Origin of the sequence: Providencia sp. PROV236 (genome assembly GCF_033676985.1) — a bacterium.
In the GTDB taxonomy this organism is placed as follows: domain Bacteria; phylum Pseudomonadota; class Gammaproteobacteria; order Enterobacterales; family Enterobacteriaceae; genus Providencia; species Providencia manganoxydans.
The window spans coordinates 3,838,534-3,855,712 of the sequence record NZ_CP096297.1 but is presented as its reverse complement, the minus strand read 5'-3'; the positions used below and the strand labels follow the sequence as shown (position 1 = coordinate 3,855,712).

Genomic DNA, 17,179 nt, shown 5'->3' with positions numbered 1-17,179 from the left:
AACCAAGTGTGCTTATCAACGTGCTCAGCTATCAGCACTCTGAGGCGATGGAAATAGTAAGCGGCAGTGTTTCTGTGGACACCAACTAACTCTGCGGCAATACGGGCTGTGGAGCCAGCAATAAACAGCTCAAGTAACCGTGCTTGTTTATACTGACTGAGTCTACTTTTTCTCATGGAACTATCCTAGATGATCTTAGTTATCTAGGACAGCCCCTATTTTTATTTCAATGGCTATTGCTTCCTTAATTCATATAAATAAAATATATAATTAAATTTTATTTTTTATATTTCTGCGCGAAACAATGCTCGCTGTGATAAAACTGAGTAGAGAAGAAATAATCCCTGCACTTATCCAAAAAGTAGAGAGTGAATCAAAATCATAAATTGTTTCGCCATTCACAATACTTGATGTTTTTTCAATAATAACGCCCGTAATAAATTCCCCTAAACCTGCTCCTGCATAGCTCATAATGCCAATAGTTCCAAGTACAGCTCCAGCTGCTTTTTTCGATGAAATATCAACCGCAATTAAACCGCCAAGAAAACATGTCAAAGCACCAATAGTTGCGCCAAAAATAATCATTGCGGTGATGTCAGTGTAATAGTTGCGCGGAAAATAGATCATCATGGCAAAACCGAGTGTGTTAAGTAAGCCTATAATACCTGCCATAACACTGCGATTTTTGGAGAAAAAACGATCAGATAACACACCCGCAATAATCGTACCGACTATCCCTGCTATTGCGTTAACGCCAACAATGCCTGAAGCTTGAATAGTGGTGTAGCTTTTAGCGTGTTCTAAATAGAAGATCCCCCATGAGTTAACCGCATAACGGTCGATATACATAAAAGCGGATGCTAGCCCTAACGTCCATAAAGCGGGATTACGCAATGACCATAGTTGGTTTTTCAAGACGGATTGTTTTGATTTTTCATTGGACTTTTCTATATCTGCATCTGAGTTAGTTCCAATCGTTGTTATTGCTGGGTATCCAATGCTCTGAGGCGAATCACGCATAAATAGTAAAATCATTACAATACCAAATACCCCAAGAGTACCGCTGGTAAAATAACCAAATTGCCATCCATAAGTCGCTATAACAGCAGCAATAACAAGGTAAGTAATAGCTTCACCAATATTATGAGCAGTGGACCATATAGAATAAAAGGTTCCTCTCTCTTTATCACTGTACCAACGTGCTAGCGATACAACACTTGGACCGACTCCCATTGATTGGGCCCAACCATTGATGCCCCAAAATAATGCAAGTAATAAAGCATTCGTTGTGCTTCCCATTAAATAATTCATTCCAGCACTTAATAGTAAGCCTAAACTCATAAATTTTACGACGTTAGAGTGGTCAGCTAGAAAGCCGTTAACCAACTTACCAATGGCATAACAGAAGAATAACGATGAACCAATTAAACCCAGTTCTGTCGGGGTAATCCCTGCTTCAACAAGTGCACTTTTTGCTACAGTAAACGACAGTCGGCAAACATAGAACATAACATAACATATTGTCATCGCTAAAAATGTTTGCCAGCGTAAAAATTTAAAACGCTTATCGTAAAGTTGCCCCTGAATAGGAGCCGCTTGTGCTGCTTTAAAAAACTGAAATAGATTAGACATTATTTAACTCCACATGATGGATGAATAAATAGATGTCGATTAAGCACTAGTTTTATTTTCCATTAATATATTTCATTTCCATAATGTTCAGTTTTGTAGAGTACGTAATCGACTGGTTTTTTATATTAATTAATATTTTTATAATACTTTTTATTTAAAACTTTATTATTGTGTCACGTATTTAATATGTATTTTTCGATGTAGACTGATTTTAGATAAAATCATGCTATAACCAGTTATAGCGTTCGAATATAACTGGTCAACCTATTGGATAGGTGGTTGATTATTGAATGGTTAATAAATTTTTTGAGTAACCATTTTAACTAATTGAGGATACACTTCGGGATTTGACATCAAAACTACATTTCCTTTGTGTAATCCATCATGGATTAAAAAATTATTTGTTAATCCCCCCGCCTCATTGACTAATGCAATACCAGGAATACTGTCCCATGCATTCATGTGTGGTTCGTAATAGGCGATTAAGCGTCCAGCGGCCACTTGTGCAGTCATCAATGCTCCAGATCCACTACGGATGAACATACCACCAGCATGCAAAAGTTGACTGATAAAAGGAACAAACTCCTCAGGAGTAACGCGATGAGAGGTTCCCACCCCCATAACGCCATCTTTTAATGTTTTTCCTGAGTGGACTTTAATTGATTGCTGATTAAGAAAAGCACCAAATCCTTTACAAGAATGAAATAGCTCTTTATGGTTTGGATCATAAATGGCACCAATAACGGGTTCACCATGAATAATAACCCCTATAGATACGCACCAGGTGTGTAATCCATTTAAAAAACATGATGTACCATCAATAGGGTCTACAACCCAAACACAATCAGCAGAAGTAGTCGTTGCTCCACTTTCTTCTCCAAAGAAACCATCTTGAGGAAAACGATCATTGATAAGTTTACGGATAACTTCTTCGACAGCTCTATCAGCAATACTGACAACGTCTTGTAAATCATTGCCTTTATGTTCTATAAACAAATTATCTCGTCGCTGATAGTAATCAAATGCGATTTCGGCACCTTGTTTAGCAATTTCACAAGCAAGCTGGTAACGTGCTAACATTTCATTTTCTGATATAGAATTCATTTCGCCCTCATTGCACACGTGTGCATTTAATTTTAAAAAAATAGTGCAGTACTTGATTTATAGGAACAGTATAATATTAATATTACGAATTCTGTGATCAATGCCAAATAAAACAAAAATTTCAAATTATGCAGATTTTCGAACGATAAGTTCAACTGGTACACGGGTTCGTATAGAAGGTAGTTGAAAATTCCTGATCCTATTCATTAATAATTTAACGGTGTTTTCAGCTAGTATTTCAGTGTCTTGCCGTACTGTCGTTAATTGATAAGGAAATGTTGATGCTTGAGGAATATCATCAAAACCAATTATTGGGAGCATTCTGTCTGGCATTATATGACGTAAATAATCCATAGCTCCAATAGCTAGAATATCTGTTGCGCAAAATAAACTATCAATATTTGGTTTTTTCTTTAAAAGGTTAGATGCTGCTTGCCATCCTGCTTGGTAGCCTTCACTCGATGTAAAAACCGATGATACTTCTAAATTAACGTTCTTTAGCTGTGTTTGTAAAAATTGATAACGTTGTTGTGCGCTGAATGAAACACAATCACCAATAAAACCAATGTGACTAACATTATGTTTTAGTAATTGGTCTGTGACTAATTGCATTCCCGCTTGGTTATCACTAAATATTTGGTCTGTTCCATCTAAATTAACCTGTTTATTAATTAGGGCAACGGGTATTTTTCGTTCAACATATTCTTCTACTAGGGAGATCGGTGGCGCACCTGAAGTTAAAATCACGCCTGCAACATGATAACTGAAAAGCTCACGTAGTTTAGGTTCCAGTTGTTTGGGTTCACCTGCGTTTATAAGTAATGGTATGTAGCCTTTAAGTGCTATTCTTTTTACGATAGGCGATAATAATTTATTACGAAAAGGATTATCAAACCCTGAAGTAACTAAACCAATAAAGTTACTACTTCCCGTATTCATACTCCGAGCAATAATATTGACCTGATAACCTAATTCTTTTGCGGCAGCTTCAACTGCTTTACGTGTTTTATCGGAAACCGAAGCGCCAGGTGTAAAAGTCCGAGAAACTGCAGAGCGAGAAACTTTTGCTAACAATGCGACATCATTTGCTGTAACCCAATTTTTTTTTGCTTTTAATTCTGACATTAATTTATACCTAAGCTATAATTTTTGACGTTTACATGTAATGATCGGTGTCCAATATGTTGATCTATATTTTTCTAAATAAGTTTATACAGTCTACAAAATTGACTAATTCCACGTATTAAAGAAAAGATTCTCAGAATATATTTTGTAGGTGAACTTGATGACCTATACGTAAACACATTATCCATGTAATTATATAGTTATTAACAGGCTACACTATATGAAGGTTATATTCAAAAAATAATTTTAACTATTATATACGTGATGAGGAGGTTCAAATTGTTTGGAATTACTCAGTAATAACCCTACCCGCTCTGCCAATCGACCTGTATGATACTACGGTTAAGTCGCTTCAAGCGGTTTCTCAGGTTCAAATTCTCTCTTTCTATTCGTTGAGTATAAAACTTATTTGCCACATGTTTTTGCTTAGGCAATATCTCATAAGCATTGAACTTATCCGTGAACCAAAAACCTAGCCAGTAACTGGTGAAGCGTTTTCTTGTTTCGACGACCAAACGTATGAGCAATAATCCGTTTTAGTCGAGGTTCCCAAGCATACCAGAGCCAGCGTTGTTGTTTCTTGTTAGCGACAAAAGAGTGTCCACTCCCCCTAAAATGAGATAGCTATAGTTAGATTTTCTGCCCTAACCATTGCAGAGGTCATGATGAAAAAAGCCCGTTTTACTGAAACTCAAATCGTTAATATCTTAAAACTCGCTGATTCTGGTATGAAAGTGGAAGATATTTGCCGCCAAAATGGGATCAGCAACGCCACTTATTATAATTGGAAATCAAAGTATGGTGGCATGGAAGCGAATGATGTTAAACGATTAAAAGAGCTTGAAGATGAAAATACGAAACTGAAAAAGCTCTTTGCGGAAGTTAGCCTTGAAAACCACGCGATGAAGGAGCTTTTCGCAAAAAAGGGTTGGTAGTGGCTGAAAAGAGATCCTGTGCTCAATCATTAAAAGAGGCAGGCTTATCAGTCATTAAGGCTTGTAAGCTAACGTCGTTGTCACGAGCCACGTTTTACCATCAGCAAATAGATTGGCGTAAAAAAGACCAAGTAGTGATCGATGCCATACAATCTGTGTTAGCGAAATCACCACAATCGGGATTCTGGAAATGCTATTTCCGACTGAGATTTCAAGGCTATCCTTTTAATCATAAACGAGTTTATCGCGTTTATTGTCGATTAGGATTGAACCTGAAACGACGGGTTAAAAAAGTGCTTCCGAAGCGTGAAAAAAGACCATTAGTGATCGAAAAAGTCCCGAATATTCAATGGGCATTGGATTTTATGCACGACAGTTTATATTGCGGTAAGCGCTTCAGAACTCTCAACATTATTGATGAAGGAACACGTGAATGCTTGGCGATTGAAGTTGATACGTCATTACCGGCTGAACGCGTCATCAGGGTGCTTGAACGTTTAAAAGCCGAAAGAGGGTTACCGAAACAGATCCGAGTCGATAATGGCCCTGAACTCATTTCAGTTAACTTATTGAATTATTGTGAAGATAACCAAATTTTACTGTGCCATATTTAACCGGGAAAACCGCAGCAAAATGGGGTTATCGAACGTTTTAATGGTTCGTTCCGTCGAGAGTTTTTAAATGCGTATTTATTTGAATCATTAAGCCAAGTGCGAGAATTAGCGTGGTTTTAGCTGCAAGATTATAACCAAAATCGAACCCATGAAAGTTTAAATCACCTCCCACCGGAGGCCTATCGTCAACAGTTAGAAAACTCTAATTTAACGTGTCTCAATTAAAGGGGAGTGGACAAAGCCACTGAAAATACCCATATCCTGATTACGAAATTAAAAAGTACCGACTCTAGCAATACGTTAATCGTCAGTTCCATTCAAAAAATGAGTAATATTTTTGAAGAAGTAGACGATCAAGGCATCGCCACAAACTCAGCGGATATTGAAAAAATACGCGCTAAACGTTTGGTATTTATTATCGATGAAGCACACCGCTCTACTTTTGGTGATATGCTAATTAAAATTAAGCATACGTTTCCACGCGTCTTATTTTTTGGTTTTACCGGTACCCCCATTCAAGAAGAAAATGAAAAAAGCGGCAATACGACTAGCACTGTATTTGGTAACGAATTACACCGTTATAGTATTGCTGATGGTATACGCGATGGTAATGTGCTTGGTTTTGATCCTTACAAAGTCCCTACCTTTAGAGACAGCGATCTCAGGCAAGCTGTCGCCCTAGAGCAAACCAAGGCCAGTTCAGTCATGGAAGCCATGAATGACCCAGTTAAAAAGAAGAAATTTAACCGATTTATGAATGACATACCGATGGCGGGTTATAAAGATGCAACAGGCAAATACCATAAAGGTATTGAAAGCTATGTGCCTAAAAGTCAATATTTGACTGACACTCACCAAGAAAAAGTCGTGAGTGACATCTTAGATAAATGGGATGTACTCAGCCAATGTCATAAATTCCATGCGCTTTTTGCTACTAACAGTATTGCCGAAGCTATTGACTATTATCGCCGTTTAAAAGCCGCCAAACCTGAGCTTAAAATATCCGCTTTATTCGACCCTCATATTGATAATGATGGGACGAGTGACCGAGGGCCTACATTTAAAAGTGATGGTTTAGCAGAAATTATGGCTGACTATAATGCACGCTATGGTCACGATTTTGATTTTGCTCGCCATGCTGCCTTTAAAAAAGATTTAGCGGCACGTCTTGCTCATAAAAAGCCCTACGAACATATTCACACTGACCCTTCAAAACAATTAGATTTACTGATTGTAGTCGATCAAATGCTCACAGGCTTTGACTCTAAATGGCTGAACACCTTGTATTTAGATAAGGTCATTAAATACCAAAATATTATTCAAGCCTTCTCACGCACCAATCGCTTATTTGGCCCTGACAAGCCCCATGGCATTATTCGTTATTACCGCTACCCACACACCATGGAGCAACACATTAACGATGCAGTAAAGCTCTATTCTGGCGACAAACCTATTGGTTTATTCGTTGATAAATTAGCCAGCAATATTGAAGCCATGAACGAATTGACGACAGAAATGAGTGAACTATTTATCAATGCAGGGATTGCCAATTTCGAAAAACTCCCTGACGATATCGAAGCCTGTGGAAAATTTGCAAAACTGTTTAACACCTTTAACCAACATTTAGAAGCAGCCAAAATACAAGGTATGCGTTGGGATCAATCTGTCTATTCCATTACAGAAAATGACAATACCCATGAAATCACGCTAACCATTGACGAGCAAACCTATTTAACCTTAGCGCTACGTTATAAAGAATTGGCTATCAAAGGGGAAGGCACGAGTGCGAGTGGAGGCGATGTCTCTTTTGATATTAGTGGCTATTTAACGGAAATCGATACCGGTAAAATCGATGCTGACTACATGAACAGCCGCTTCGATAAATATTTAAAAGAACTGAACAACCATCAAGACTCAGCCAGTATTGAAACGACATTAAATGAGCTCCATAAGTCGTTTGCCTCACTCACCCAGCACGAACAAAAATACGCTAAGCTGTTCTTGCATGACTTGCAGCGCGGAGATGCTCAGTTAATTGAAGGATATACGTTTAGAGATTACATCAATACTTACAAAGGTAATGCTGAAAATGCATTACTCAACACGGTGGTTGATGCTCTTGGTTTGGATAAAGGGTTACTTATTGCATTAATGTCTGATAATGTAAGCGAGAAAAACCTGAACAACTTTGGTCGCTTCGATGCCTTAAAAGATTCGGTAGATAAAACAAAAGCTAAAGCCTATTTTGATAAACAAGATGGCGCGGCACTCCCTCCGTTTAAGCTAAATATGCGTATTGAACAGTTTTTAAAACAATTTATTTTCGCCCAAGCCGATGATCGCTTAAGTGATGTTGTTGATGTACCCGATGACGCATTGGAATCGCCATGAATAAGCACTTAAGTTCATCTTGGTTTTCACTTGTCATCATAGGAAGGTAAGTATCTATTTAAGAGTTTGAATTAAATAAAAAAAAGAATACCACAATAGCCATCTTTACGGATATCCGTAAAGATGGCTTAAAATAGAGTTTAGTTTGATTGGTACTCTAGCTTATGGATATCATTGGGGTACCACGACATTCTTTATTTCCCGCCTTAAGAGATGAAAGCGGTTTGACTCTCATTCTGTTATCCTATCTACCCACCCGTATGATAAACATATCCTCCACTGTGAAAAATACCGCCTTGTTCAAGACAAATATCACGTCCATAGCGTTCATAGTCAAAGTAATGGGATAACTGACCCAGTTGGGCTAAATCATAACAACCACTTTCTTCTATCCAGTAATAACCTAAGTCATATTCATTATTGACCCCCGCTAATTGCTGGAAAGAATCTAAATTATCCGCTAAATGAATTAAATTATGGATTGAACTCGTTGAAGAACCGATTTCAATTGCTGCCTGATAAAGGTCAATTTCATCTGGCGATAACATGGCTAATCGCGAGGCTAACTCGTTCAACTCATCTAAAAGGCTGTATTCTGAAATGTAAGAAGAAAGGCCATCAATGGAGGATTCATAGTCGGTCAAGAAATACTCTTCATAGTGAATACCATCAATGCCAATCCGCATTAAACAGTGTTCGATCTCTTTTGAGGTTGCCGGAAGCTCAAGCCACTCACCAACCAGTTCACCTTCGTTATATTTACCTAAATTCGTAATAAAAACAGAAATCATCCCCGATTTTAGGCATGGGGAAGCCGTCGCTGTTATACGCATATTCGTGTCCTATTATTGATGTATTGTGATTTAATTAATGGTGATATTTTGATAAAGGGAGCTATTTCCCTTTAGAAGATGATATTGATATAAAAAGCCAATCAGCTGAAAAACAGGCAACTCGCTTTAAAAATGATTAATGACGTTTTAGAGCAGGATAATGAGTTGCCTTACAATCCCGATAAGATGTTATGCTTTCTATCATGATCTCAATTTGCGTGGGTTAAAACGAAAAAAGCCCCTGTCCAATAAACTAGGGTCAGTTCAGACTCACAGACTCCTAAGAGATGAAACCCCATCAGGGGTTTCCGTTAACTTATGGCTATCAATCAAACGTGTATTCACACTCGATACATTCATAACGATCAAATACCACGCCATCTAAAGCTGAACCACTCACAGCCCCAGCAGTAGCTCCAGCGACTAAACGTCCAAATAGAGCGCCTACCGCAGCACCAGCAATCGTCCCTACAACAGGAACAGCAGAGCCGATAGACGCTCCAGCTAGTGCGCCTGATACGCCACCAGCAACAGCTCCGGTCTTTTTCCCGATATGACGTTCACGAATGCGAGTTGAATCGCAGGCCGGGCAACGAATGTAATTTTCCATGATAATTTCCTTTTAGGTTGATTTAAAAGCAAAAAAGCCCCTGTCCGTGAGGACAGAGGCTTTCAGTGATAAAGTTTTTTTATTGAATGAGATGTATTACGATAAATCGTGGTTAGTTATCATGCGTTTTGACGATGCAAATTCCCATGAAGAATATTGCCACCATTTCTCAATGAATCGATATAGTCGGCATACCACTGCATCATTTCTCGCCTACCTTCTAAATATTGCGCATGATTATAGGTTCCTCGAATAGAGTTTTTATCCTTATGTGCTAGCTGCATTTCAATCCACGCTGAATTAAATCCTTGTTCATGCAGGATTGTACTCATCGTGTGACGAAAGCCATGCCCTGTCGCCTTACCGTCATACCCAATTCGTTTTAATACCATGTTGATACTGGCTTCACTCATGGGTTGATTGATATTGCAACGCCCCGGAAAAACCAGTTGATATTGGCCCGTAAAGGCATGTAGCTCTTTTAAGATCTCAAGCACTTGTTTGGAAAGCGGAACAGAGTGTGGTCTACGCATCTTCATTCTTTCTTCGGGAATTAACCAGAGTGCAGTATCAAAATCAAACTCACTCCAGTGAGCAGCCCTTAGCTCAATCGTTCTCACTCCTGTTAGTAACAGCAGTTTAGTGGCTAAACGGGTAATAGGACTGCCTGTATATTCCGAAAGCTTCTGCAAGAACTCAGGAAGCTCTTGAGCGGTAAGGTGAGGGAAGTGTTTTGTTTTTGGTGCCTTAAGTGTTCCAGTGAGCTCAGCAGCTGGATTTACGGTTGCTCGTCCTGTTGCAATGGCATAACGAAAAATTTGATTACAGAACTGTCTAACCTTACGCATTTTTTCTAAAGCGCCACGCTTTTCAATCATCCGTAAGATCTCCAACATTTCTAAAGGTAGGATCTCAGCGATAGGACGTTTAGCTAAATAAGGAAAGATATCTTTATCTAAAGCATCAAGAACACTTTCCGCATAGCTTTCGGACCATTCGGATGATTTATGAGTGTGCCATTCAATGGCAATCGCTTTAAACGTATTTTCTACGGTGATCTTCTTCGCGAGCTTTTCTAACTTCTTTTGTTCAGCCGGATCGTTACCTTCAGCTAATAGTTTTCTAGCTTCATCGCGTTTAACTCGCGCATCAGCAAGAGAAACATCAGGGTATACACCAATCGATAATTTTTTCTCTTTACCAGCGAAGCGATATTTCATTCGCCAGTAACGAGCACCATTGGGTTTAACGAGAAGGTAAAGTCCACGCTCATCAGAGAGCTTATATTCTTTGTCTTTAGGTTTGGCAGTCTGTATCTGCCGAGCGCTGAGTGCCATAATGGGGGCCCCTAAATTACATTGAACACGATGAGCCCCCAAAAAAGCCCCCAACAGACACTTGATTTAGGTAGAGTCGTGTTGAGTTCGGTGGAGCTCGATGAGTGATAATACAAGGTAAATCAATGAATATAAAGGAGTTTACTTGACTTGAGGAGACCACTGTAGAAGTGAAAGTGGTGCCGGACTCGGAATCGATTTTTCATTATAACTGGTTGTATTTAAATCCATTAATTGAATTTGATTTTATTTATACCCTCTTTTGTACCCTCGGTCCGTTTGGTGGGTTTTGTTGAGCACGGTTGGGGCGATAGAGCGCAGCAAATAGATTGTTTTTTTGCACAGATGACAGGTGTAATTATAACGTATTCGAATCCTTTTTAAGTATACATTTAATGGGGATCATGTTCATGTTAATTGTTTCTAGTATGAATCATGGTATTGCCAATTTGACATGTTTAATGATGTCTTATTGTGTCATTTTTGTTTAATTCCTCAATGCCTAATTCAGTTAAGATCCAACGGTTTGATATGTGCCATTGAATACTAATCAAAGTGGAAGTAGGCTTAATTTATCCATCCAATATAGGATAAACTCAAAGTGATCAGTACTTATTCAATTCAATGTCACACACATGACACACGCATAAGGGCCATCTCTGTCTTGGCGACGTTCAACATAAACAGCTAACACGCCACGACAATCTGGCACCTCCTTACCAATATAATGCTCGCTATTACCAACCCATTTATACTTTCCTGCACAATAACGAGCAAGGCGAGAGCCTAAATGTTGCTGATGGATCTTCATTGCTGCGGATTTACGGATGATATTCATGGTTCACCTCATACTAAGCCATGTTCAGCGAAAGAGAAGATTTGCTGACCACCGATGATCAGATGGTCAAGTACTCGTACTTCAATTAGCTGCAATGCTTTTATTAATTGTTGCGTGATAGATTTATCCGCTTGGCTTGGCGTGATATCGCCTGACGGATGGTTGTGTGCAAAGATAACGGCAGCAGCATTAAAATGAAGTGCTCGTTTGACGACTTCACGAGGATAAACCTGTGTGCTGCTAATCGAGCCAGCAAACAGGGTTTCACTGCTTATCAACTGATTTTGTTGATTCAAGTAGAGCACAATAAACGCTTCACGCTCTAATGCTGACATTTTTAGCCGTAACCAATCCCTCACATTTTGCGTTGATGTAAAAGCAATACCCGGTTCACGCAGATACTTATCCAGTATGGTCAACGCACGTTTGATAGTACGTTGTTCATTAGGAAGCAGTGTTAAGGTATTCGTATAAGTATTGATACTCTCCATCGTTAATATCTCCATCATTACGAGGCTAGTTGAAGCATATTTTCAGCCATCACCCACAAGGCTCGGTTAAGCTTCACATCACCATCAATCCCATTCACTGAACGCGTGCGAGCGCGTTTACCTTTCGCATTTCTGCCTGATAATCCCCCTTTAATTAAATTTTCTTGCAAACGTTGGTACACCGTCCAAAGATCGTCCTTCTTATCTTCTACACGGCGTGGCTGTAATACTTGCGCTTCGGTCACAGGTTGATGCGCTTCACCATAACGATATGTGAGAGCAGATTGAGCAAAGATGTGTTGGGCTGGTGGCGGTAATAATAGGGACTGCATGGCATCACGTTGTTCATCCATGCGTTCAAATAGCCCTAACACTTCATAAGCCCCTTCAATCACTTTTTCCACCACATCGCCCTTGTGCGGTACACGCACCTCACCAAAGGTTTGTCCGCAAATTAAGCCATTCTGACAAACGAATCGGAACATCCCCGGTAACATCTGATAACTCGATGAGCCATCATGACTATTGAGTAAGATGATTTCAGGCACTTGCTGACTGGTGATTTGACCTTCACGACGTAGACGTAACATATGCTTGGTATGCTCACGACGGCTAATATCACGAACACGCGTTTGACAAGCAAAGAACGGCTGAAAACCTTCTTTCTGTAAACTTTCTAATAACGTAATCGTAGGGATATAGGCATATCGTTCACTGCGGGATTCGTGTTTGTTTTCACCAAAAACACTGGGTACAGTACGATACAGCTCTTCGGTAGTTAGCGGGCGGTCACGACGAATAGAGCAAGCATTGCCAAAACGGGAAGCTAAACGAGACATAGGGGTTCTCCTCAATAATTAAACTGATAAATAATTCGATAAATGGATTAAATGAAGATTGCTGGTGGGGGAAAGATAAAACCGTGACTGATAAATCAGTCTATAAGGCGAAAGATTTGAGCTTGCTCCGGATGCTGTATAGCGTAATCACGCAACAGGTAAAAATATTCCACCAGCACAGGACTTTCGGTTTTAAATGACCAGATGCTATACACCATTAGACAAACTGCGATACCGGCTGCTTCAGGGCTTAACTCAGCTTCATTTCCGTTATGCGGGTTAAACATTTGCAGGGAGGTTTCGAGCATATCAGGCCAGATAAATGCGCCGCCATTAGACAGCATACTGAACTCCCAGAAAGCACCTTGATAGCGATTACAAAGCTTCGCCATCATGTTAAAGATATCGCCTTCGATACGTTGCCAGTCTGGCACAGTACCAAAGTAAAAACGCCAGAAGGTACTACGACCACGGGAATTGACGAGGTTGGTTTTGATAACCGTTGATTCTTGCTCTTGTAAGGCAAACATAGTAGAACTCCAATTCAGTCGATATTGATAGACAGTAATAAACAAAAAAGCCCTACACCTTGCGGTGCAGAGCTTTCTCGAAATGATAGGTATATTGAGTATCATTTTTAGTGACGCATTCTGATGATTGATTCACTAAAATAATATAGATATAAAAATAAATGTAAGTTAATTAATGGGTTAGTCTGATGATGCTTTTATAATGGTATCACCATTACGTATAGTAAACTCACTGATGCTATAAAACCGATTACTTTGACTAGCAAATGAAGTTCTGTTTGCAGGTACAAAGATATCCATCTCTTTTTTTTCTACCCCCACTTTACCAAAAGAATAAGATACAGAAGGTGAAACAATGCAGATCTCAACTTCCTTCTTATGGTTCGCTGTTTGAGCGTAAAACACAGGTTGATCGTTGCTCTGAACGGGTACAACCACTGACAGCACTAATAGGGCATAAGGTAGACTGAAACAGCGCATTGCATAGACTGGATTTTCCGACACCAGTTTTTCCCATCAAACCGATTGTGGGCGAATAATGAATAAGCTCGCTCAGTTCTGTTGTAATTGATGTTTAATTGCCGTGGGGAGTGGCGAAAGCACCGCCTCAAAAGGTGAAGCGGTGGTGGAGGGATTTGTTTTCATAATGACTTCCTATGATAAATGAAAAGGCTCAATACCTTTGTCTTTCAAGGAAGTAATATAGGTTTGAAAAAAATTACATTATGATAACTAGTGTTCAACGTGTTGCATTATTTTCTTTCTTTTTATTTTTATAACTAAATAGACCACTTGTTATATTATTAATCATTGGGATTTTTGTATATTGCTTAGCAACTTGTTCTAAATAGTATAAGTGATAGTTATTTTTTTGTTTAACTTCTTTAACAAATAAAGAAAACTCTTTTTCATGATAATAAGAAAGCTCTTCATAATGACGGGATAATAACGCTTTTGGAATTTGTTCTAGCTGCATTTGAGTACTTTTTGGATGACTTTTTATTGGGACGAGTTGAATAGGCTCCACCGTTCTAAAAGGAAAAAGCACATGACAGGCACTAACACTAAAATGATACACTGAATTATCTTGATTTCGACAGAGACCTTGTTCCCATTCTTCTTGCTCATCATCATTGGCCATTTCAGCAAAAAGAGAATTAAATGCCATATAATTAACATGAACATTCTGTTTACACGCTTTACACCATTCTCTCGTCATATCTCTAATAAAAAAATCGGATATATCCTTATCTTTCGTCTGATAATAAAAAATGATATGCAGATAAGGTCTATTGTTGGCATCCAATAGAATAACGCGAGAGTAACTGACAAAACACGAATATACTTCGCGTCCTTTAAGTGTATTAAGCATCGCGCTAAATGCATTAACAAGCTCTTTTATATGTTCAGATATTAATTGAGTATCTGAATAATCTTTTTCTATATAAAATGAAATAGGTAATAATTTGATATTTTTATGATTATTAATGCAGTGATTATAATTATTTACCAGTTTTTTATACGCATCTTGTTTCTCCTTTAACCACAATTTCATTCGACTTAATAACTCACCTTTTGGCTTTTTCGTGACACTATCTCTATGGGTTAAAGTGGTTGTTGTATTATTTTGGTAGTTAAAATAAATATAAACTTCATCAAATCTAGAACGGTCTTCACGCCATGGTATTGAATTTTTTCTGTCAGCTTTATTATTAGCCTCTTGAATACGTGCTTCTAAATATAAGTCATCAATAACATATTGCTCATCATTCTCTCTTTTATAAAAATCAGCAAAGGTATACTGATCGCGTAATATGTGTTCAGAAACAATATGAGGTGGTGTTATTTTATCTTGTTCTCTTAATCCAAGAAAACTTAACTCTTTAAATACCGTATTCATGCGTTATTCCCTCTAACATTTGTATAACTAAAACATTACTGTGAGTAATGATGGGTTAGTACAAAAATAGCACAAAATAGCCTCAAAGTCGATACCTACAAACCCTAAAAATAAGGGATATAAAGTAATAATTTTATATATTTTAAGTGGTTATATTATGGTGGTAAAGTGGGGTGTTTTTTGGGAGTTGTTCAAAGTTTATGGGCATTTCAGTATGACTAGACAGATTTCGAGCGACATTATTTATCATTATCACTGTCTTTTTTATCATCAAACTCACTCAGACCCGCGTTAACATTTCAACCCTAACACTATCTCATAAAAGACTCAGGGAATAGTTAGATTTTTTAGTCTTTAAATGTGATTAAGCGATTATAGCCTTGGAGTTTGTATATCATTACATCAGTTAAGTTTTCCACTGCAAATGATACACCTCAAGAAAGATAAAATATTTAGGTTATTAATATGATTATAAAGAAGTGAGAAAACATTATTTATATTTAACAGAAAGAAGAAAGCATTCTTATCCTATTGTCCTATAGATAAATAATGCTAACTCTCTACTGATTATTCGCTGTATTACGACTCAATGAAGGTCATAATGATAACAATCTAATATCATAGTCTTCTATTAACACTGTCATTAAAGCGAAAAGAATGACAAGCAGTAAAATCAAGATAAAGATAATGATAGGTCTAACCGAAAAATAAGAGGTCAATTTATTCATTAAAAAGTCTATCAACTCTTGATGCATAAAATATTTGGTGTCATGATATAATTATAGGTAACTAAGTTTACATTATGCTAATGATAAAAATTAAAATCAGAGCTATAATTTCATCATTAACCTAAGCCAACACATACTAACTTAATATTTTAGAAATTAATCCCTGTTGGTATAGTAGTATATTTATTTAATGTATTTATTTAATGTGTTTATTTAATAAATTAAAACTATCCATTAGACGTAAAGATGCAATATGTATCCATATAACGATAGAGTATATTATTCATAATCTATCAATACCAAAGTAAAATATGAAAAAACTTATAATTTCAATTTGTTTATTAGAATGAAAATAAATTTAGATGAAAAGTGTGATAAACTATATTAACAATATCGATTAATCTACTTCTAATCATACTAAAAGTATTTAATGACATCACTCTATTTAGCATTGAAATAAATGATAGAATAATCATTTATGACAAAGATCTATCTCTAGACTCGCTATATTACGATTATAGTTAAAATAAAAAAATACATCCTACTGAGTTGTTATGACATTCACTCAACTCAGGAAAATATCATGCATTACCCTATCGATAGCTATAATCTTAAATACTTCGATATTATTCATAATACCTTTATAAAGGCTCAAAGAAACTATACCCGATTATCTGTATTTCGTTTTGATTTACGCTTTCCAAGAACGATAAAAGCCATGAGAGATGACCGTAAAGTCATTACACGTTTCATTGAATCACTTAAAGCGAAAATAGCCGCCGATATAAAACGAAAAAGTACCACTTGGCACCGAAGGCTCACATTAGACTTACATTATGTTTGGGTAAAAGAAATTGGAGAGCGTAACCATAAGATTCACTACCACCTGATGATATTCCTAAACAAGGACATCTATCATTGCTGGGGCGATTTTAATCGTGACCATGGGTGTTTATCAGCAATGATACAACAAGCTTGGGCGAGTGCGTTACAGGCAGAATTATCAGCGGTAAAACAAAGTGTTCATTTTTGTAAGAATGGCGTGATGTACCTTAACCAAAATGCGAATGAATTAGAATACAAAAAACACTATGCCCAGATAATAGAACGTGCACAATATCTCTGTAAGCATCACACGAAACCATACCATCAAGGTGAGCGGCTTATTGGATACAGTCGCTGAAGAAAATAATTTACAGCTCCGCGTTATCGTTTGAAGGATTCACACCGCATTTCATTAACCCTTTCGGATCCTTCTCCTTTTCACATTTA

The 17,179-nt window shown here is 37.7% G+C and carries 13 protein-coding genes and 5 pseudogenes; 3 read left to right on the top strand and 15 right to left on the bottom strand.

Annotation, left to right across the window (positions count from 1 at the left end; all coding sequences use genetic code 11):
• Nucleotides 1-20: 20 nt before the first annotated feature.
• From M1E96_RS17815 to M1E96_RS17795, 5 genes and pseudogenes are all read right to left on the bottom strand, one after another.
• Nucleotides 21-176 (bottom strand): annotated as a pseudogene (locus M1E96_RS17815) (IS1595 family transposase); the annotation flags it as partial.
• Nucleotides 177-270: 94 nt separating this feature from the next.
• A complete protein-coding gene (locus M1E96_RS17810) occupies nt 271-1,632 on the bottom strand; it encodes an MFS transporter (protein ID WP_369427249.1) in 1,362 nt (453 codons plus the stop codon).
• A 294-nt stretch (nt 1,633-1,926) separates the two neighbouring features.
• On the bottom strand, nt 1,927-2,736 hold the full coding sequence (locus tag M1E96_RS17805) for an inositol monophosphatase (protein ID WP_219245898.1): 810 nt from the start codon (nt 2,734-2,736) through the stop codon (nt 1,927-1,929).
• Nucleotides 2,737-2,862: 126 nt separating this feature from the next.
• On the bottom strand, nt 2,863-3,861 hold the full coding sequence (locus M1E96_RS17800; protein ID WP_369427248.1) for a LacI family DNA-binding transcriptional regulator: 999 nt from the start codon (nt 3,859-3,861) through the stop codon (nt 2,863-2,865).
• Nucleotides 3,862-4,199: 338 nt separating this feature from the next.
• Nucleotides 4,200-4,458, bottom strand: a pseudogene (locus M1E96_RS17795) (IS1 family transposase); the annotation flags it as partial.
• A gap of 68 nt (nt 4,459-4,526) precedes the next feature.
• Between M1E96_RS17795 and M1E96_RS17790 the strand changes: the two are divergent.
• Both M1E96_RS17790 and M1E96_RS17785 read left to right on the top strand, forming a co-directional pair.
• Nucleotides 4,527-5,635, top strand: a pseudogene (locus M1E96_RS17790) (IS3 family transposase).
• Between the two features lie 12 nt (nt 5,636-5,647).
• A pseudogene (locus tag M1E96_RS17785) lies at nt 5,648-7,801 on the top strand (DEAD/DEAH box helicase family protein); the annotation flags it as partial.
• Nucleotides 7,802-8,049: 248 nt separating this feature from the next.
• Here M1E96_RS17785 and M1E96_RS17780 read toward each other — a convergent pair.
• The 10 genes and pseudogenes from M1E96_RS17780 to M1E96_RS17735 all read right to left on the bottom strand — a co-directional run bounded on the left by M1E96_RS17780 (nt 8,050) and on the right by M1E96_RS17735 (nt 15,179).
• Nucleotides 8,050-8,634, bottom strand: coding sequence for an antirestriction protein ArdA (locus tag M1E96_RS17780; RefSeq protein ID WP_369427247.1), 585 nt, complete (start codon nt 8,632-8,634; stop codon nt 8,050-8,052).
• 325 nt (nt 8,635-8,959) lie between these two features.
• Nucleotides 8,960-9,244, bottom strand: coding sequence for a hypothetical protein (locus M1E96_RS17775; RefSeq protein ID WP_008913927.1), 285 nt, complete (start codon nt 9,242-9,244; stop codon nt 8,960-8,962).
• 119 nt (nt 9,245-9,363) lie between these two features.
• The gene (locus M1E96_RS17770; protein WP_369427246.1) at nt 9,364-10,581 is read right to left on the bottom strand and encodes a tyrosine-type recombinase/integrase; all 1,218 of its coding nucleotides are present in this window, start codon (nt 10,579-10,581) and stop codon (nt 9,364-9,366) included.
• Nucleotides 10,582-11,197: 616 nt separating this feature from the next.
• The gene (locus tag M1E96_RS17765; RefSeq protein WP_036941096.1) at nt 11,198-11,419 is read right to left on the bottom strand and encodes a DUF987 family protein; all 222 of its coding nucleotides are present in this window, start codon (nt 11,417-11,419) and stop codon (nt 11,198-11,200) included.
• Between the two features lie 8 nt (nt 11,420-11,427).
• Nucleotides 11,428-11,910: a RadC family protein gene (locus tag M1E96_RS17760; RefSeq protein WP_014656726.1), complete on the bottom strand. Its 483-nt coding sequence runs from the start codon at nt 11,908-11,910 to the stop codon at nt 11,428-11,430.
• Nucleotides 11,911-11,927: 17 nt separating this feature from the next.
• A complete protein-coding gene (locus M1E96_RS17755) occupies nt 11,928-12,749 on the bottom strand; it encodes a DUF932 domain-containing protein (protein ID WP_161709830.1) in 822 nt (273 codons plus the stop codon).
• Nucleotides 12,750-12,844: 95 nt separating this feature from the next.
• Nucleotides 12,845-13,279, bottom strand: a complete 435-nt coding sequence (locus tag M1E96_RS17750; protein ID WP_369427533.1) for an antirestriction protein — start codon at nt 13,277-13,279, stop codon at nt 12,845-12,847.
• A gap of 180 nt (nt 13,280-13,459) precedes the next feature.
• On the bottom strand, nt 13,460-13,783 hold the full coding sequence (locus tag M1E96_RS17745) for a hypothetical protein (protein WP_369427537.1): 324 nt from the start codon (nt 13,781-13,783) through the stop codon (nt 13,460-13,462).
• Nucleotides 13,692-13,924 (bottom strand): annotated as a pseudogene (locus M1E96_RS17740) (GTPase); the annotation flags it as partial. The gene M1E96_RS17745 and the pseudogene M1E96_RS17740, both read right to left, overlap by 92 nt.
• A gap of 94 nt (nt 13,925-14,018) precedes the next feature.
• Nucleotides 14,019-15,179, bottom strand: a complete 1,161-nt coding sequence (locus tag M1E96_RS17735) for a hypothetical protein (protein WP_369427245.1) — start codon at nt 15,177-15,179, stop codon at nt 14,019-14,021.
• Between the two features lie 1,311 nt (nt 15,180-16,490).
• Here M1E96_RS17735 and M1E96_RS17730 point away from each other — a divergent pair.
• The gene (locus M1E96_RS17730) at nt 16,491-17,090 is read left to right on the top strand and encodes an inovirus Gp2 family protein (protein ID WP_318573919.1); all 600 of its coding nucleotides are present in this window, start codon (nt 16,491-16,493) and stop codon (nt 17,088-17,090) included.
• The last annotated feature ends 89 nt before the right edge of the window (nt 17,091-17,179 follow it).